Origin of the sequence: Planctopirus hydrillae (assembly GCF_001707835.1) — a bacterium.
Lineage (GTDB): Bacteria > Planctomycetota > Planctomycetia > Planctomycetales > Planctomycetaceae > Planctopirus > Planctopirus hydrillae.
In genome coordinates this window covers 76,878-93,771 of record NZ_LYDR01000116.1, presented here as the reverse complement: position 1 = coordinate 93,771, position 16,894 = coordinate 76,878, and the positions used below count along the sequence as shown (strand labels likewise).

General features: G+C 55.2%; 13 protein-coding genes. 6 read left to right on the top strand and 7 right to left on the bottom strand.

The features are described from left to right. Nucleotides 1-374: 374 nt before the first annotated feature. Complete coding sequence (locus A6X21_RS14110) at nucleotides 375-2,501, bottom strand: tetratricopeptide repeat protein (RefSeq protein ID WP_068848891.1); 2,127 nt, start codon at nucleotides 2,499-2,501, stop codon at nucleotides 375-377. A gap of 557 nt (nucleotides 2,502-3,058) precedes the next feature. Here A6X21_RS14110 and A6X21_RS14105 point away from each other — a divergent pair. Next, on the top strand, nucleotides 3,059-3,880 hold the full coding sequence (locus tag A6X21_RS14105) for an enoyl-ACP reductase FabI (RefSeq protein ID WP_068849127.1): 822 nt from the start codon (nucleotides 3,059-3,061) through the stop codon (nucleotides 3,878-3,880). Nucleotides 3,881-4,041: 161 nt separating this feature from the next. After that, nucleotides 4,042-4,536, top strand: coding sequence for an NUDIX domain-containing protein (locus A6X21_RS14100; protein ID WP_068848889.1), 495 nt, complete (start codon nucleotides 4,042-4,044; stop codon nucleotides 4,534-4,536). 27 nt (nucleotides 4,537-4,563) lie between these two features. On the opposite strand, the gene A6X21_RS14095 is transcribed toward A6X21_RS14100, so the two are convergent. After that, the gene (locus tag A6X21_RS14095) at nucleotides 4,564-5,529 is read right to left on the bottom strand and encodes a helix-turn-helix transcriptional regulator (protein ID WP_083233615.1); all 966 of its coding nucleotides are present in this window, start codon (nucleotides 5,527-5,529) and stop codon (nucleotides 4,564-4,566) included. A 70-nt stretch (nucleotides 5,530-5,599) separates the two neighbouring features. Between A6X21_RS14095 and A6X21_RS24715 the strand changes: the two genes are divergently transcribed. Together A6X21_RS24715 and A6X21_RS14085 are read left to right on the top strand one after the other, a co-directional pair. Next, nucleotides 5,600-5,740, top strand: coding sequence for a hypothetical protein (locus A6X21_RS24715; RefSeq protein ID WP_165603804.1), 141 nt, complete (start codon nucleotides 5,600-5,602; stop codon nucleotides 5,738-5,740). A gap of 386 nt (nucleotides 5,741-6,126) precedes the next feature. Then, nucleotides 6,127-7,560 (top strand): FHA domain-containing serine/threonine-protein kinase, encoded by a 1,434-nt coding sequence (locus A6X21_RS14085; protein WP_068848885.1) that lies wholly within the window; start codon nucleotides 6,127-6,129, stop codon nucleotides 7,558-7,560. A gap of 6 nt (nucleotides 7,561-7,566) precedes the next feature. Here the strand turns inward: A6X21_RS14085 and A6X21_RS14080 are convergent, their stop codons facing one another. From A6X21_RS14080 to leuB, 5 genes are all read right to left on the bottom strand, one after another. Further along, the gene (locus tag A6X21_RS14080) at nucleotides 7,567-8,268 is read right to left on the bottom strand and encodes an HAD family hydrolase (protein ID WP_165603803.1); all 702 of its coding nucleotides are present in this window, start codon (nucleotides 8,266-8,268) and stop codon (nucleotides 7,567-7,569) included. 78 nt (nucleotides 8,269-8,346) lie between these two features. Next, the gene (locus A6X21_RS14075; RefSeq protein WP_165603802.1) at nucleotides 8,347-8,748 is read right to left on the bottom strand and encodes a hypothetical protein; all 402 of its coding nucleotides are present in this window, start codon (nucleotides 8,746-8,748) and stop codon (nucleotides 8,347-8,349) included. A gap of 17 nt (nucleotides 8,749-8,765) precedes the next feature. Next, complete coding sequence (locus A6X21_RS14070) at nucleotides 8,766-9,068, bottom strand: hypothetical protein (RefSeq protein WP_068848882.1); 303 nt, start codon at nucleotides 9,066-9,068, stop codon at nucleotides 8,766-8,768. Between the two features lie 239 nt (nucleotides 9,069-9,307). Beyond that, nucleotides 9,308-11,332, bottom strand: coding sequence for a M28 family peptidase (locus tag A6X21_RS14065; protein WP_068848881.1), 2,025 nt, complete (start codon nucleotides 11,330-11,332; stop codon nucleotides 9,308-9,310). A 143-nt stretch (nucleotides 11,333-11,475) separates the two neighbouring features. After that, nucleotides 11,476-12,555: a 3-isopropylmalate dehydrogenase gene (leuB, locus tag A6X21_RS14060; protein WP_068849121.1), complete on the bottom strand. Its 1,080-nt coding sequence runs from the start codon at nucleotides 12,553-12,555 to the stop codon at nucleotides 11,476-11,478. Nucleotides 12,556-13,263: 708 nt separating this feature from the next. Between leuB and A6X21_RS14050 the strand changes: the two genes are divergently transcribed. Together A6X21_RS14050 and A6X21_RS14045 are read left to right on the top strand one after the other, a co-directional pair. Then, nucleotides 13,264-15,000, top strand: a complete 1,737-nt coding sequence (locus A6X21_RS14050; protein ID WP_068848877.1) for a type IV pilus biogenesis protein PilM — start codon at nucleotides 13,264-13,266, stop codon at nucleotides 14,998-15,000. After that, entirely contained in the window at nucleotides 14,997-16,793 is a 1,797-nt protein-coding gene (locus A6X21_RS14045; protein ID WP_068848875.1) for a putative Ig domain-containing protein, read from the top strand. Before A6X21_RS14050 ends, A6X21_RS14045 begins: the two co-directional genes overlap by 4 nt. The last annotated feature ends 101 nt before the right edge of the window (nucleotides 16,794-16,894 follow it).

The following is a 16,894-nucleotide window of genomic DNA, read 5'->3' as shown; positions in this document are numbered from 1 at the left end:
AGCTCGAACGCATTGGGCGTGTGATGCACCAGCGGCGGGTGGCTGGGGTCAAACGTCTTGGTTTGCCCCCAGTTCATTCAACTTTGATCGTCCCTGGTGAACTCTCGTAACCGTCATGAAGAATCTTTTCCGATGCACTCGTGCTCGTGAACCCAATTGACCAGGGGGCGGATGCAGACATCCGACCCCTGCCACGCAGTCATGAGCAAGAAGTCTTTTCTCCTTCTCCCGTTCCGACGGGAGAAGGCCGGGATGAGGGCGAGCCCGCACGTATTTGGGGATCAATCAACCCTCGACTTTATCGCTATAAGATCTGATACGGATTCCAACAGTTAACTACACTCCACGAACTCAGGCAAACAGTCTGAGTCGTCCTACGGCGTACCGGTCTTGGCGGGGGTATGCGGCCAGTCGGGCAGCTTGCGGATGAGTGGCGGCTTGGTGACTGTCTGAGAGACCGGTTGCGATTGTGAGACAGCCTGTGACTGTGAGACCGGCTGCGAGCCAATCCGTTGACCCGAAGAGGCCAGTCCGGCGGCATCGTCCGTCACTGCCGGTGCGGGATCATCCTCGAAGGGATTCGCAGGTCGTTGCGAGCGATCTTCAATGATGTCCACAATCTCAATCGCTGGCTGCACATTAGCGATCGACTCTTCTCCGGCCGGAGTACCAAGCTGCACGGGATTACCTCGTCGTTTGGCAAGCATCGATTCGGTGCGAGGTGCGAACTTTGTCACCAGAGAGTCATCGGCTCCAATATGGGCCAACTGCCAGCGCGGGCCGCGCTGTGCGACAATCGCATTTTCCGCAGGTGGTTGAGGATCGAGAGCCAGCCGGATGGGTGGCAACTGGGGATATTCCAGCACAATCGTCGCTCGGTTCAAACGTTCGGTTGTTCCGGAAAGGGGGTGTCCCCATTCGGCCACTCCACCAAAGCTGGCGGTCACATACCCCTGTTGCATGGCGACCTGCGGCTTACCATATCGCTGGCCATTCACTTCGAGGGAAATCTTCGCTCCTTCGAGATTCCAGTTGGGTTGAGCAGCGATCACGTAATCGTCAGCTCCAAAGTTGAGCTTGGGCATGCCTTGAATTGACGCCATGAGCTGCCGCCGCAATCCGGGGGGTGTCTGATCGGCGAGCACTGAACTGCACGCAACAAGCACAGGGACAGGAACCTGCTTGAGGAGCGTGGCATCTGCTAATCTCGCCTGCAGCTTTTCCGTCGCCCCACTCGAACAGTACAGCGACAGCAAAGCGACCTGACTCGGCAATACGAAGGCTTTGCTGTCGAGATTTCTGAGAATCGCTTCTTCGGCAACGTCGAACTCACCGGCTCGCTGTAGAACGGCTGCGGCGAGCAGGTGCGACTCCCACGATTCATTCGAAGCGGCCAGTGCTTTGCGAGCGGTGACGGGAGCTTCGGGCAAGCCCAGCACTGTCTGTATTGCCGACTGATTAGCCAATGATGCCGCCAGCATTTCGTCTTTACGGAAATGCCCCTGCTGCAGTTTGGCGAGCTTTTCGTAGGTTTCATTGGCCTCAGCGAGGCGGCCCAACCCCTGTTCTGTTCGCGCTACGTAATAATGGTAAGGTGGCCAGGCCTCCATAAAAGGTTCGGTGCGTTTGAGCCGCCGCAATCTGGTTTCCAGATCGGGTTCAGCCCATGCCAGTTCGAGTTGATCGAGATCGTCGCTGCGAACGAGCCAGGTATCGGGAATCTGCCGTGTGCGAGCCAGGCGCCAACTGGTTTCGAGAAACTGAATCGACTTCTGATTGATGGCCTGCAGCCGGGCTTTTTCGACCCGCCACAAATCGAGATCACGATTCAATGTCGTCGTGCGGTAATCCCACCAACTGGCTGCTCCCGTACGAATCGCTTCGGGATAGCTGGCAGTGGCCAGTTGGGCGGCCACCGTAAACGCACTGAGAGTCACACTTTGAGCAATCGCCCCCTGATACTTATCTGTCAGAACAGTTCGTTCCTGATCGGCCAGACGCTGCTGACCGACTTCATCGAGAATCGACGAATACAGTTTGACCACCTCTTCGTCGGCCACACCGTTGAAGTCGAGATGGTTGAGAATCTTCGTCTGCTCTTCGTGTGTCACCCGCACGGAAGGATTCTTGCGGATGCGATGCAGCGAGGCTCGACTGTAGTTGAGTGCGACGGCGGTTGAACGGGCCTTCACGGGATCGAATGGCTGGATGGCCTGCGGTGGATTGACAAACACCCCTGCCGCAGGAGCCTGCTGTCCTGGAAACGGTTGCGTGGGAACTGGTGCGACCTGACCTGGCGGCAATTGAGCAAACTGTGTCCCGGCTCTGGGCTGAGCCGGATCATTCAGTGGTCCAATGGATGTCGGTACAGGGGGTTGAGCTGTCCCCTCACCAGTGAAGAGGCCCAGCAGTGAGCTCTGGGCCAATCCAGGGACGATCATCACACCCAGCCAGATCGCTAAAGGGAGTGCGACTCGATTTGCTGCAGCGTGAATTGCCAATACCTGACAATTCTCGACTGGCCTGCCGGGCTTTGAAGCGAGCTTTCGCCACCAGTCAGCGGGCCGGTGTTTGCAAAATCTCAGACAAAACACGGGTGTCCTCATATCAACCAGATTCAATCGATGCCGTGGTTTGGTACTGCAAGCTTTGATACTTCACAGGCACCCACACACCGTGCCGCAAGGCATGGCTCCATCCTGATTGGTAATTTACCCCAGTCCCGTTCACATGCTGGGAGAATGTCGTCCTGCGTGCGAACTTCAACCGAATCACCTTCGGATCAGTGAAGCGTGGAAGACTTTGCGGGCGGGTTTGATCAGTGGCTCTTCAGTTGGCTGCGAGATTGACCGTCAAGATTTTCCGAAGAAACAGAGTTTGCCGGGTAGCGGTTCGCGAGAGATGAAATGGACTGGTAGTTGCCCGATTTTCCGGCGGCCGATAAGGTAAGGAGTGAAAAGGTGACGGGCGATAGCGACTCGGCCCACAAGGCAGATGGCTGTGGCCGCAAGATTCACGGAATGTCACTGTTTATATCTTCTGTCCAAAGGATGCGATGATGGGTTTGCTCACGGGCAAAAAAGGGGTAATTCTCGGGCTGGTGAATGATTATTCGATTGCCTGGGGGATCACTGAGAAGCTCCACGCTGAAGGTGCCGAACTGGCTTTTACCTTCCTGCCCGACAAAGATCCTGCCAATCCAAAAATGGAACGCCGGGTTCGCAAACTGGTTGAGCCACTGGGTGCCAAGCACATTATTCCCTGTGACGTTCAAAAAGACGAAGACCTCGACAAAGCCTTCGCTGCCATTCATGAAGGGATGGGCAATATCGATTTTGTCGTGCATTCGATTGCCTATGCCCCGATTGACGATCTCAAAGGCGATGTCCACGCGTGCAGCCGTGAAGGCTTCAAGGTGTCGATGGATATCAGCGTCTACAGCCTGCTGGCCGTTGTGCATCGCGCTCAGAAAATCATGAATGACGGGGGGAGTATCATCACTCTCACTTATCTGGGTGGTGAAAAAGTGATCCCCGGCTACAACATCATGGGCCTGTGCAAGTCGGCTCTGGAATCGGCTGTGGAATATCTGGCCGCTGAACTGGGCCAGCGCAAGATTCGCGTCAACGCCATCAGTGCCGGGCCGATTCGCACATTGAGTTCATCAGCCGTCAAGGGGATCGACCTCATGCTGGCGATGTATGACACCATGTCGCCCATGCGGCAGAACGTCACAGCCGAAGACGTGGGCAAATCGGCTGTCTACCTGCTCAGCGATCTCTCGACCGGTGTGACGGGCGAAACGCTGCACGTCGATTCGGGCTATCATGTGATGGGTGCCCCACCTCTCGACGCCTTCCCTGCGAAGTCATCCAGCTAAACATTTTGTTGTGCCAGATTTTCAACAAAGGGTGCCTGCTGTATTGATGGCAGGCACCCTTTGTTCCATCGTCTCCTGTTTGAGACGAGCGGGACAAGGAGAATCTGACCAACGGACTGACCACACTTTTCGTGGATTGACCAGCCCTGGATGAGACATTGATGAACTCCACTCTGCATCAACCACGACTTAAAAAGATCGGCGTTGCGATTGTCATCGCCTGCGGCCATGTGATCGTGGGTCAGCGACAACCGGGTCAATCGTTCGCGGGGCTGGCTGAGTTTCCGGGTGGAAAAGTTGAGTCTGGAGAAGACTTCGCAGCGGCGGCCTGTCGCGAGTGCCTTGAAGAGACGGGTCTGGCGGTGACTGCTGAACGCCTGCTTGATGCGTGGCAAAGCACTCGAATCGCGGATGATGGTATTGAAGAGACTTTTCGGATCGAGTTCTGGCTGTGCCGACCTGCGAGCCCCGCGACCGACCTACGCGAATCATCCTTATTCACATCTTCTCTGCTCACATCTTCTCTGGCGGGTGCATTTCACTGGGTGCCCATCGTAGAACTTGCCCAGCTCAAATTCCCTTCGGCCAACACAAAAATCATTGAGCTGCTGATCAAGAACTTCATCACTAACGAAGAACCTCATCTTGAATCATGAATCGTCATCAATCGATGATTGTACTCGTTACGTCGCCAGCATCTGCTGGGCATGCTCATGAATCATCGCCTTGAGCGTCACGGGTTCCAGCACCCGGGCATAGCGGCCATAGCCCAGAATCCACCAGACGATTTCGCTCAAACCATCCACTTTAAAACTCAAGACCACTGACCCATCTTCGAGCCACTCCGCCGTCTGTGTTTTATGCCAGCGCACTTCAGCCACATTCATGGCCACCTGCTGATCGAACTGCACTTTGACCGTCTGGCCTGTCGGTGTTCCTCGAATGAGATGCCAGGCATTTCCCAGATAACGATCGAGGCTGAAGCGAGGTGGAATCTTGTAGAAAGTTCCCGCCAGTTCCAACTGCTCCAGCCTGCCGACATTGAATGTCCGCACGGTACGATGCCAGCTTGATCGCCCAATCACATACCAGCTCCTCCGGCTGAAAAGGAGTCGATAAGGGCTCAGCAACGTCGATAGAGGCGATGCCTCCGTGAGGCTGTGATACCGCACGCGGATCTGTTCCCGACGGATCAGTGCCGAGAGGAGCACTTCGTATAACGACTGGCTGCCAATCAACTGATTTCGCGAATCGATACGGATCGACATTGATTCGGTAATCTCTGCCACTGTCTCCCGCACACTCCGCGGCAAGCCTTCGAGAATCTTCATGGCCGCTTGCCGGGCATCCTGCTGAAAAGGGATCCCCGTGGTGGAATCAGAAAGTTCACTGCAAAACAGCAGCAGCGAGATCGCCTCACTTAAACTGAGCTGACTGGCAGGTAACGACAGCCTCAAAGGCATGCAGTAGCCTTGCCGCTCTTCGTCGTAGAGAACATGAATGCCCGCTTCCTGCAGGATGCTGATATCCCGGAAGATCGTCCGGCGGCTGACACCGCACTCTTCTGCCAATTGGACAGAATTGCACAGTCTGCCCGATTGCAGTGCCTGAATCAGCCTGAGTAGTCGAGGAAGGCGCGCTGCCCCCATAGGTACAACCCCAGCTTCCTCGGGCGGCCTGAACGCGCGATGAAGACATTCATTCTCAAGAGTGTGTCGGATGATCGAACGGACCGGCCATGCTTCGCCGGGTGCTGGCACCTTTAAGAACCATGGAATGAGCCGGGCGAAATCGAATTCCCTGGATGAGCGCTTCCCGCAGGGAGATGGCCTGCTGGAAAATCATCGCCGAAATGTGTGATCACTGTTAATCTTCTGCACCCACTATCAACCAGTGTGCGTTTGTTCTGGAAGAGTAATTTCGCGTATTCCAGCAGCGGGATATCACGATTATTCCAGCTTACCAATGGGAACTCATGCCCCGGATCGGAAATTGAGGCTCTGCCAACCATGGCCAGCCCATGCTGAGAGTCGTCATTCGGGGTGTACTCACGCATAGGTACTTCACAGAAGATAGCCATACGGCCCTCACGCATCCCAGCACCATGGTGAGTTCATGTTAAGTTCGTGAATTTTTGGCTTCTGGCATCTTCATGGAAAAGCTGATATGCCAGTTCGTTCAAATCTTCGCAGACCATGCATTGACGAACATCCCAGACTGTCGGTTCCAAAGCTGTTCTCTTCAACATGACCATCCTTCCACAATCCACCGAGCGGCCCACAGACGAAGCCAGGTCGTCGGATGATGAACCCTACGGAAGGGTTGTCTTTATTGACCACCAGGGGACGAAACTTCAACGCGATCTCTTGCGAGGTTCTCTATTGGTCGGTTCGGCCCATGGCTGCAATCTGCGGTTGCGATCCAATGATGTCGCACCGCAGCATTGCCTGATCTTCCGCGATCCGCACGGACTCATGGTTCGCGACCTCGGAAGTTCCACAGGGACTCTGCTCAATGGTCAGCCCATTCGCGAGATGTGGCTGCGCGGCGGAGACCATCTGCAGGTCGGTGGATTCGAACTCATTGTCGAATCCAACCTGGCCGATCCCGCACCGCCCGGCTGGAAACTCGAAGACTATCTCCTCGTCGAACTTCTGGGTTCCGGCGGCATGAGCTGGTTGTTTGGCTCCCGACATGCCACCTCAGGTTACAAGCGAGCCATCAAACTCCTCCCCAGCAAGTACTCGCAACGGATGTTCGATCATTTCCAGCGCGAGGCCAAAGTCGGGGTCGGTCTCGTTCATCCGCAGATCATTCGTACGGAACGGATTGTCTCGTGGCAGAACCACTGGTTTATTGTGCTCGAACTCTTTGAAGGAGCGAGCCTATCGGAACTTGTAGAGCTTCACGGCCCGCTCCCCTGGCAACTGGCGTGTCATTTGATTCGACAAGCCGCTCTGGGTGCTCATTACCTGCATGGAGCCGGTATTGTTCATCGCGACCTGAAGCCCGGCAATCTGCTCGTCGCTTACGATGGCAATCTCAAAATCATCGACTTCGGTCTCGCCCTCTTACAAGGCGAAGATCTCTCCCATGAACGAGTCGATGGCAAAAGTCAGATCCTCGGGACTGCCGACTATATTTCCCCCGAGCAGACACGCGACAGCACTCAAATTGATGGCCGGGCCGATGTCTACAGCCTGGGTTGTGTGCTCTATTTTCTGCTGACTGGTCAGCCTCTTTTCAGTCGAAAAACCGTCTCCGAGAAAGTCCGGGCTCATCGTCAGGAGGCACCTCCTCCACTGCACGAACTTCTTCCTGAACTCCCTGCTTCTGTGCAGGAAACGCTGGTCGCCATGCTTGCTAAAAATGTGGATGATCGACCAGCCACAGCCGAGGAAGTGGCCAACCGACTGGCTCCGTGGTCAGTTCGGCAACCTGTGGAATTCGACTTCCCGAAGCTCCTCCGCAACCGTTGGGTGCAAGCGCATCGTCGGCTCAAGGAATGGGTTGGCCGCCAGCAAAACGCCCTCCTGGACGATTCGTCCGATGATCTGACGAATCACGACTCCGAGTCCAACGGCCAAAAACGTTCGTCTTCGAATCGACCCGTCGAACTGGCAATCTTCGACGCCATCCTGCGTTCACAATCGCCAGGCGTCCCACGGCTCAAGAAATAGTGGTTCTCACACCGCCAGCAGCTCGTACACCTGCCGGTCAGTCAACGTCTCGACCCGTAACTCGGCACCCGTAAAGTCATGGCTGGCTGTGAACTCATGAGGGACCGCAATGGTCCTTGCCCGGGCCAGCACAGCCGCCCGCGTTCCTGCGGCACTGTCTTCGAAGACCGCCATCTGCTCGGGCCGAACTCCAAAGGTGCTGGCCGCCTTAAGATAGATCTCCGGGTGTGGCTTTCCTTGAGTGACATCTGCCGAGGTGAGAAAAAACTGAAAGTGGCTCATCAGCCCCGCCTGCTCCACCAGGCTCTGCGCATAATCCCGTGGCGAAGATGTCGTTACTGCACACGGAATTCCGCGCTTCGACAAAGCCTCCAGCAGCTCGACCACTCCTGGCATGGGTGCGAGCTTCTCACGGATCAGCTCATGATGAGCCTCGCGAGAAATTTCTAAAAGATGAGCAGGATCAACATCAATCGCCAGATACTCGACCAACCGGGTGAACGACTCCATCGGCCGGCGACCAATAATCACATCCATCACTTCGCGGGTCATCCGCCGCTCAAATTTTTGAAGCACTGTATCGCCAGCTTCAAAAAATAGATGTTCGGTATTGAACATCGTCCCATCCAGGTCAAAGCAGACAGCTTCGACTTCAGGTCGTTGTCTCGGAACACTCTGTTGCCCGGAAGCCATCGTCACCACCGACATTGATCTGCCTTTACGTTGCGAAAAGGAGTTCAGCTCAAACAAGTTCGAACCGAATCCATTCATTCGACATTGATTTCTTTAATGAAGATAACGGGCATAGACCCATCCAAAGACCACAATTCCCACGCCAAAAAAGATCAACAGCCAAGAAAAAACGGTAACTGCCAGAACGTAAGGTGCAGAAAGGGAACCCAACAGATTGCCTGCATATCCCGGTAACTGAAGTGCCAGACTGACGATACCGACACCAAGTCCTACGACTAATTCAGGTCGCTTCCACCAAGGCTGCCGATTGAATGCCAATCGACCGAGGACTTCAAAGGCCGCATTGATATGCCGAACTTCGATCTGTGTTCCGCCCTCATGCTTCACACAGGTTTCAGCGATTTTGGCAATGTCGTCGCGGAAAGCGGTCTGCAATTTATCGAGACGATCTTTCCCACTGGAGGTCATCTCGACACCTGGTCTCCTGAGTGCCACGTCGAGTCACCTTCCCGCTATTTTGAACACAACGAATCATCGATGACATGCAGTTGCACATCCACACGACCCGGGATCTGACCTTCCACGATCAGTCGTTCGATCGCACTTTGAACAATCTTCCCTGCATGAATGACATCAACGTCTTCGATACGAATATGTTCCGGACTTTTCGAAAGTGTCGCTCGTTCGACTGCAAAGCCTTCGGCAATCTGACGAACCACGTCATCAAGCCCATCGGTCAAGTTGGCTAGACGTTCGAAAGCCTCCATCGAAAGTGGCATACCACCGACTTGTCCAGGTTGATGTACGACAGCCATTTTTCAAATCCTGGTCTCTTGCGAATGATCTGCTTCAGTCAATCCGACACTCACAACTGGCGCGATTTCCAACAAATCAGCTACCGGAAAACATTTTTAATCATATCGGTAAAATCTGCACAGGGGAGTAGCGAACAGCTCCTACAAAACACGAATCTTGACACGAACAAAATATGCAAAATGGTTTATGAACTCATGTCAGCTCGCGAATGTTAATGCCAGAACCACACTTCGACCCATTACCGGGGTGGTGCCAGTTCTAATGGAAGCTTGAGTGTCTCGGTCTTGCGTTTCACAGTGAAATCGACCTTGTCGCCAGCCTTGAACTTCCGCAATGCCAGATCGAAATCATCGAGGTTGGTCACTTTATTGCCACCCACGTCAATCACCAGATCACCAGGCTTCAGCCCGGCCTTATCGGCTGGAGAACCAGGTGCTGTCCCACTGATCGCATAGCCTGGTTCCTGAACGCCAAAATCCGGAATCGTGCCCACATACGGCCTGTTCCCGGAACGCATCACATTGGCTGATCCCTTCACTTCGACATATTCAGGCCGGGCAGGAGTGTTAATGACCACTTGGGCGATCTCATTGACGAGAGTCGCCACGCGCGTCATGCCATCGACATCAAGCTTATCCGTATCGTCAGAAGGGCGGTGATAATCGGGATGTAACCCGGTAAAGAAGTGCAACACAGGGATCTTCTTCGTGTAGAACGACGAATGATCACTCGGGCCAAAACCTTCGGGCTTCTCGATGAGTTCAAAGCCTGTTGTCTTATTGCCCTCGCGCAGCCACTCTTCGAACTGCTTCGCGGTCTTCACACCAAACACAGTCAGCTTGTTCTCCTGCAGCCGCCCGACCATATCCATATTGAGCATGGCCACGGTCTCATCCAGCGGGAAGATCGGCTCTTTGCAATATCGTGCCGAGCCTAACAGCCCCAGCTCTTCACCGGTAAATGCCATAAACACCACACGACGGGCAGGCTTTTTTGGCTGTGAAGCCAATAACCGGGCGACTTCGATCAGAACGGCTGTCCCAGAAGCATTGTCATCAGCCCCGTTGTGAATATCTGTCGAGCCCGGTGCCAGCGAACCGGCACCACCACGCCCCACATGATCGTAATGCGCACCTATCACCACCGTTTCATTCGCCAAAGGCCCTTCACCTTCCAGCACGCCAATCACGTTATGCACATCTGCACTCTGGCGGATGACTGTGGCTTCTCCCTGGGCCTTCCAGCCCGTCAGAACCCTGCTGCGTGGTGTCATTGTCGCATCAATCTCTTCAGCCAGTTCCACAGCATTGGCCGAACCCACACTGCGCAGCATCTGGTTGAGAAAGTCGATTCGCAGATGGAACGCGGGGAGGCTCTCGCCATCATTCGCAGCCGCATAACCAAAAGGCATGAGTTCATCCACAGGACTTGTCGCTGCATCCCGTGAGCGACGGAATTGCGTGACCGCATCCTTCAAAGCCGTCAGTTTGGCCGATTGATCCTCAAGACTGGCGTCGGCCAGTTGCTCGGCACTGGTCACGACTTTGCCTTCGGCTTTCTTGATCGCTGCTTCACGAATCCGCTCTTTATCGGCCAATGTGTAAGGATCATTCACAAACAGAATGGCGACCGCTTTGTGAGCCATGGCTGCGACAATCTTGCTCCGCAGATCACCTTGCCGACCGCCACCTTTTGCTGGAGAAAACGGTCCATCCTTCTGGCCTTGGCCCGGAGTTCTGCGAAAACAAACCACCACTTTGCCCGCCACATCGATCCCGGCATAGTCGTCGTACTTAGCTTCTTTGTCTTCCAGTCCATAGCCAATAAACGCAACTTCTCCTGCAAATTTTCCACTTGTCCCAAAGGCACCGACTTCGAAGTCGCGCCCCTTTTCGAGCACCAGTTCTTCACCTTTGGGCGAAATCAGCTTAAGTGAATTCGGTTCACCCAGTTTCGTCCCTGTCGGCAGCGAGAATGTCTGAAAGGCACCCCCATTCACCCGAGTGACATCGAGGCCCGCCTTCTGGAACTCCTGGCGAATGAACTCCGCCGCTTTGTTCAAACCTTCAGTACCAACGCCCCGGCCTTCCATCTCATCACTGGCCAGGACGCCCACATCCTGCTGAATGCGAACTTTCGACTCTGCCAGCTTGGTCGCTTCGGATGCTACACCCTCAACAGGTGAGCACACCACCGCCAGTAATGCCCACAATCCCGAAAGCACCATCGCTGAATTCAGCCCAGAGACGCACAAACTCTTCATATTCCATTCCGTCCTGACAGAAGTTCCTGCGGTACAGACTCTCTTGAACAATTCACGCGAGGTTTCGATGGTGACCTCTGCCAAGAGATCAATTGGCAGCCAGAATCATAACTCAAAGAGCTCTTAAGGCTCGGCCCTTTTTCTCAAACGGCCAGAAATGCTTCCAGCACCAGTTCGCCCATGCGCACTGTCGAAACAGCCGGGCCACCCCCCGCAATGTCAGCCGTCCTGTGTCCACGAGATAAAACGTGATCGACCGCCTTCTCGATGGCCACAGCTTCCGTCTCCAGATGCAACGAATGACGAAGCAGCATGGCGGCTGCGAGAATGGTCGCCAGCGGGTTCGCAATTCCCTTACCGGCAATATCCGGTGCAGATCCATGAATCGGCTCATACAGCCCCGGGCCATCGGCACCCAGAGAGGCCGAAGGCAGCAGGCCCATCGAGCCGGGGAGCATTGAGCCTTCATCGGTGAGGATGTCACCGAAGAGATTCTCAGTCACCACGACATCGAAGTTCTTGGGCTTCGAGATCAGGTGCATGGCCATGGCGTCGATCAACACATGCTCCGTCTGCACATCCGGGAACTCAGCCTGCATGACACGATCGAATGTCTGCCGCCAAAGTCGCGAAACTTCAAGCACGTTGGCTTTATCGACGCTGGTCACTTTCTTGCGACGGCCCCGCGCTGCCTGTCCCGCGAGACGGACAATCCGCTCGATCTCGTGAGTGCTGTAGATCATCGTGTTGAAAGCGGTTTCGCTGCCATCCGGATTGGTCTTGCGGCCTGATTCGCCAAAATATAACCCGCCGGTCAACTCGCGGAAGAACAGGATATCCACACCTGCGACAATCTCGGTCTTCAAGGGCGAGGCCTGCACCAGATATGGCGAAGCCTTGATGGGTCGCACATTCGCGAACAATCCCAACTCTTTACGAATCTTGAGCAGACCCGCTTCGGGCCGGGTCTTGGCACTCGGGTTATCCCACTTCGGCCCACCCACAGCCCCCAGCAGAATCGCCTGGCTGGCCCGGCAGATCGATAATGTTTCATCAGGAAGTGCTTCACCCGTCGCGTCGATGGCGCAGCCGCCAATCAGACCGCGCACGAACGAGAATTCGTGGCCAAACTTCTTCGCCACAGCCTGAAGCAGCTTTTCTGCTTCAGCCACAACTTCCACACCAATTCCATCGCCAGGCAACAAAGCAATCTGAGCACGCACAGCTAACGCTTTCTCGAAGAGGTAGGCTTCTGACAGTTTCCAGCTTTCCCATCTCCTCCCGATCACACCTCATCCCGTGCAATAACTGCAACCGGCAGGATCATCGTTCAGATTCGGGCAGGCCTTTTAAATTTAACGCTTCAACAAAGCATACGCGGTCGATTCCTCCTCCAACAGCCTCCGACGATGCGACTTTTCCAACGCCCGCATTTCTCCCACAGCAGATTCGAGGCCCTGTCCGCTGATACTCCCGTCAGGATCGCGGCCAGCCCACCAGTCTCACACCACTTGAGAGTTTTCGAAGATCTGGTCCTCAACCTCCCGGAACAACCACAACTTCCCCCGCAGCAAAAAGCCTCTGCCGAATCGATCACCCTGCAAAATGCACACACAATCGCCACATTCCTCAAACCCGGAAACTCTCCTGAAGTGCCCCACAAACTCACGCCGAATTCCCAGTTTCTCACAGTCCCTCCGGTACAACTCTCACCAGAGTGGGGTTTACATTCCTGCCAGGGAATGTTGTTGTTCACTTTTTCAACGACCGTGAATCACCGGCTAAACGGCCGTCAATCACCAGGGAAAAGCGATCCCCAACAGACATAACCTCTTGCTACGTATACACTCACGCTGAACAATTAATTGATTTCCGCCGACTGGATTCTCTCCTGCGACAAACCTTCGATTCCAGAAAAGGTTGCCTGAGCCGTGCTGATTCTTGAATGGGACAAGTCACAACTGACAGCCCTCACCAGTGACACTCGCATTTCCAAGGTTCTCGCCTGGCCCAACGGCGAGCGGATCGTGGAAAGCGATGCTGGACATTCGTCCTGGCTAAAAGGTGAGCTTGCTGAATTCCTGGGCAAAGAAAGCAAAGTCACGCTCGTCTTCCCTCGTGAAGACGCCATTCTCAGGCACCTCGAACTTCCTCCCACTCCCGAAGACGAAGTGCTCGATGTCGTCACGCTGCAGACCACCATGCGGTCGTCAGTCGCACTCGATCAGGTATTGCTCGATTACCTCCCTCTCAATGTCAAACTCCCACTGGCCGACGAACTGACTCCCAGTGGCCACATGCGCACCATCTCTCCGGAAGAAGCGGCTGCACAATCTCTTCCCAGCAGCACTCTGCACGTGCTCGTCGCCACCATTTCTTCCAGTTTTGTGCGGAACATTCAGCAGCTTCTCGATTCGGTCGGATTCACCGTCGTTCATGTCGCACTCTCAAGTTGTGGCTACGCCACTCTTCTGCGACAAGCCCTCGATCCTGCCGATCAGGCGGCCTTTGTCTGCGAGCGGGATGGCCGCGTTGAAACCACGGCCTTTGCCGATGGCCAGCTCCTTTTCGCCCATTCAGCACGTGTTCCTCACGGAGCCCGCAATGAGCAGGGGCGACCCACACCACTCGCTGTGGGTGCCGAAATTTCCCGCGGATTGTTTGCCGCCCGGCGCATCGCTCCCGAGTTTCATCCCCGCCGCCTGATCATTGCCTCAGGCTCGGAAGTCGATGCCGATCTGAAAGAAGCACTGGCATCACAGTTTGAATGCCGGGTCGAAGAAGCGCAGGAACTGATTTCCCGCACAGCCTTGGCCGCCACAGCCAGCAAGCTGGTCGCAGACGCTAAAAGCCATTCCTCTCCAGAGAACGCGACACAGGGACTCTCCCACTGGATTGGCTGCCTGGGGTTCGTCACACCTCTTCCCGATCAGTGTCGCCTTGATTTTCTCCACCCGCGAAAACCGGCTCCCAAGCCCGATTACCGCCGGGTGAAGCTTGTTTCTGCAGCCACAGCCGCACTCATGCTCACAGCCCTGGGAGTCGCCTGGCAGGCTTCGGTCATTGCCTCTCTCGATGAGCAGCTCCTGGCCATGAATGTTCGCAATGTCGATACCAAGACCACATTGAAGAATGGCGAAGGCGATCAGAAAGTCTTCGTGGCTGTTGATGACTGGCAACGCCACGCCCCAAAAATCTCGGTCGAACTCAGCCGACAGGCCAAAGTGCTCCCGAATACCGAACGCCTCCTGTGGACCAACTGGTCAATCACGGCTGGCGCGGGCGAAGTCTATGGCCGGATGCAGGCGTCAGGTCTTGCCCGCACGAATAGCGATGTGACCGAGCTGGGCAATCGCATGGCGGAAACCAAAGAATACCGCATCGTGCCCCGCGAACTGGCAGGAATCAGCAAGGATCCCGATTACAAACAACGTTTTGAAATTGACGCCACGTTGTTACCACCAGCCCCACCACCTAAACCGGCTGTACCAGCCAAACCGGCAGGGTCGGCCAAAGATGCCAATCTGCCCCTGCAGCCACAAACGGCACCCAAGGCTGATAACAAGCTCCCAGCCTCCAAAGAACAACAGGCCAAAGAAACAGCGACCACCTCTGTGAAGTCCACTCTCGACTCGTTCGGCTCGGCAACCGATGGGGGTGAAGTATGAACACCCGCGAACGCAATCTCCTCATCGGACTGGGTGGAGCAGCCATCCTCTACGTTGCTTACGGCTATATTTATCCGGCTGTCATGGCACCCATTACCGATCGGCAGAACAAGCTCGCTGAAGTGACCGATAAGGTCGATAAAAGCGATGCCGAAATCCTTCAGCTTCTGCAAAAACGTAAACAACTCGGCCAATGGAAAGCTGTCTCGTTACCAGCCGATCCTCCCACGACCAAACGACCTGATGCACTCAACGCCCAAAGACTCTATCTCAACTGGCTGGGGTCCATCGCCGAAAAAAGTCGTCTTCAGCGGGTAAAAACAGCGCCCGAACGTCGTCAAACCAAACCCAACCTGTATATCAGCGTGGCCATTTCGTTGACGGGCGAAGGGACTGCCGCACAAATCTCCGATTTCCTCGCCCGGCTCGAACTAGCACCACTCCTGCATCGCGTGAACCGCGTCCGCATCGAATCGACTGATGTCACTGGCAATCCTCCCTTCAAGATCGATCTCGAACTCGAAGGGATCGTCTTCCCCGAATCACGCCCTCGCAACACCCTCTTCCCCGAAACATCTCTCAAAGAGACCATGGCTGCTGGCAGTACCGAGTTAACGGTTGCCGATCCACTCGCCATACGCCTCCCCACTCCCTTCGAGATTCTCGTCGGCGATGAACGCCGCCAGGTGCAGGCGATCAACACCACGACGGGCGTCTGGAAACTGCAAAAATCTCCTTCTAACAAAGCTTTTCCTGCGGGGACGATCGTGCAGGTCCCTTCTGCACCTCCCGAAGCGATGATTACCGCTCTCGCCAGTCAGATTCAAAGTGGCTGGAGATTCCTCAAGCCCGTCCCGCCCGCGAAATACGATCCACGCATCGAAGCTCAAGGCGAAGCCGTGCTTCTGACGGGGACTCCGCTGCGCCAGACCATTGAATTGAAAGGGACTGCCGGTTCCACTCCCACTCTCAAACCGACGGGGACCTGGCCTGCAGGTCTCTCGTTCGATGCTCAGTCCCGTCGCATTACGGGCGAACTCCCGAAAGGATCAGCATCGGCAGAAACCTCAAAAAATGAACTCACATTGACGTTCGATGTCCTTCCCGAGAAAGACGCTTTCCCCACCGTCGAACGTTCCATTCGCTTTACGATCAAAGACCCGAACACGCCCCCAGAAATCGCTGCCACCTCCAAACTGTTACCAGCCGTTGCTGGCCGTGTCTGGAAGCTCGAACCTCAGGCGACGGATCGAGAAACTCCTCGCGAAAAACTCAAATGGTCGGCGGTTTCACTGATCGAAGGGATGTCGTTCGACTCCAAGACCGGCAAGATCGAATGGATCCCGTCTGTCTCTGCGGAACCAGGTTCCAAATCGGTGGAACTGCGCGTCACCGATGATTCGAACCCACCTCTGGCAACGACACGCGTGTTCAACTTCGAACTCTCCGAAGATCTCCCGCAGTACACTTATCTGATTGCTGTCATCGAAGGGCCGGTCTCGTCGGAAACCACCGCTGGCAACACCGCTCCTGCCAACAGTTACAACTCTTCTGCCGGGATGGAAGTCTGGTTCTTTGATCGCCTCCAGAGCCGCAAACTCGTTATGCTTCCGGGCACTCCGCAAGTAATCGGTGACCTGGAGTTCGTGATCCAGGAAGCCACACCTCAGCAGATCATTCTGCTCGTCAACGGCCAGAGGCAGCGCCTCGAACTGGGCAAAAATCTACGCGAACTCTTGCCTCTGGAGACAGCGGCCACAGGGACCAGCGCACCCTCGACGGACACCCGCTGAGCCATTGATTCATCCTCACAAGCGAGATCAGGGCGCCGATTGTCTGTCAGCAGCCAGAGATGAATCGCATTTCGCGTTGAAGTCGCTCTTTAATTGTTCGC

What these genes read in the sequence shown, in the direction of transcription:
- A6X21_RS14065 (WP_068848881.1), bottom strand. Translation starts at nt 11,332, where the DNA reads ATGAAGAGTTTGTGCGTCTCTGGGCTGAATTCAGCGATGGTGCTTTCG.
- A6X21_RS14085 (WP_068848885.1), top strand. Translation starts at nt 6,127, where the DNA reads ATGACCATCCTTCCACAATCCACCGAGCGGCCCACAGACGAAGCCAGG.
- A6X21_RS14100 (WP_068848889.1), top strand. Translation starts at nt 4,042, where the DNA reads ATGAACTCCACTCTGCATCAACCACGACTTAAAAAGATCGGCGTTGCG.
- A6X21_RS14105 (WP_068849127.1), top strand. Translation starts at nt 3,059, where the DNA reads ATGGGTTTGCTCACGGGCAAAAAAGGGGTAATTCTCGGGCTGGTGAAT.
- A6X21_RS14070 (WP_068848882.1), bottom strand. Translation starts at nt 9,068, where the DNA reads ATGGCTGTCGTACATCAACCTGGACAAGTCGGTGGTATGCCACTTTCG.
- A6X21_RS24715 (WP_165603804.1), top strand. Translation starts at nt 5,600, where the DNA reads ATGATCGAACGGACCGGCCATGCTTCGCCGGGTGCTGGCACCTTTAAG.
- A6X21_RS14080 (WP_165603803.1), bottom strand. Translation starts at nt 8,268, where the DNA reads ATGTCGGTGGTGACGATGGCTTCCGGGCAACAGAGTGTTCCGAGACAA.
- A6X21_RS14095 (WP_083233615.1), bottom strand. Translation starts at nt 5,529, where the DNA reads ATGGGGGCAGCGCGCCTTCCTCGACTACTCAGGCTGATTCAGGCACTG.
- A6X21_RS14045 (WP_068848875.1), top strand. Translation starts at nt 14,997, where the DNA reads ATGAACACCCGCGAACGCAATCTCCTCATCGGACTGGGTGGAGCAGCC.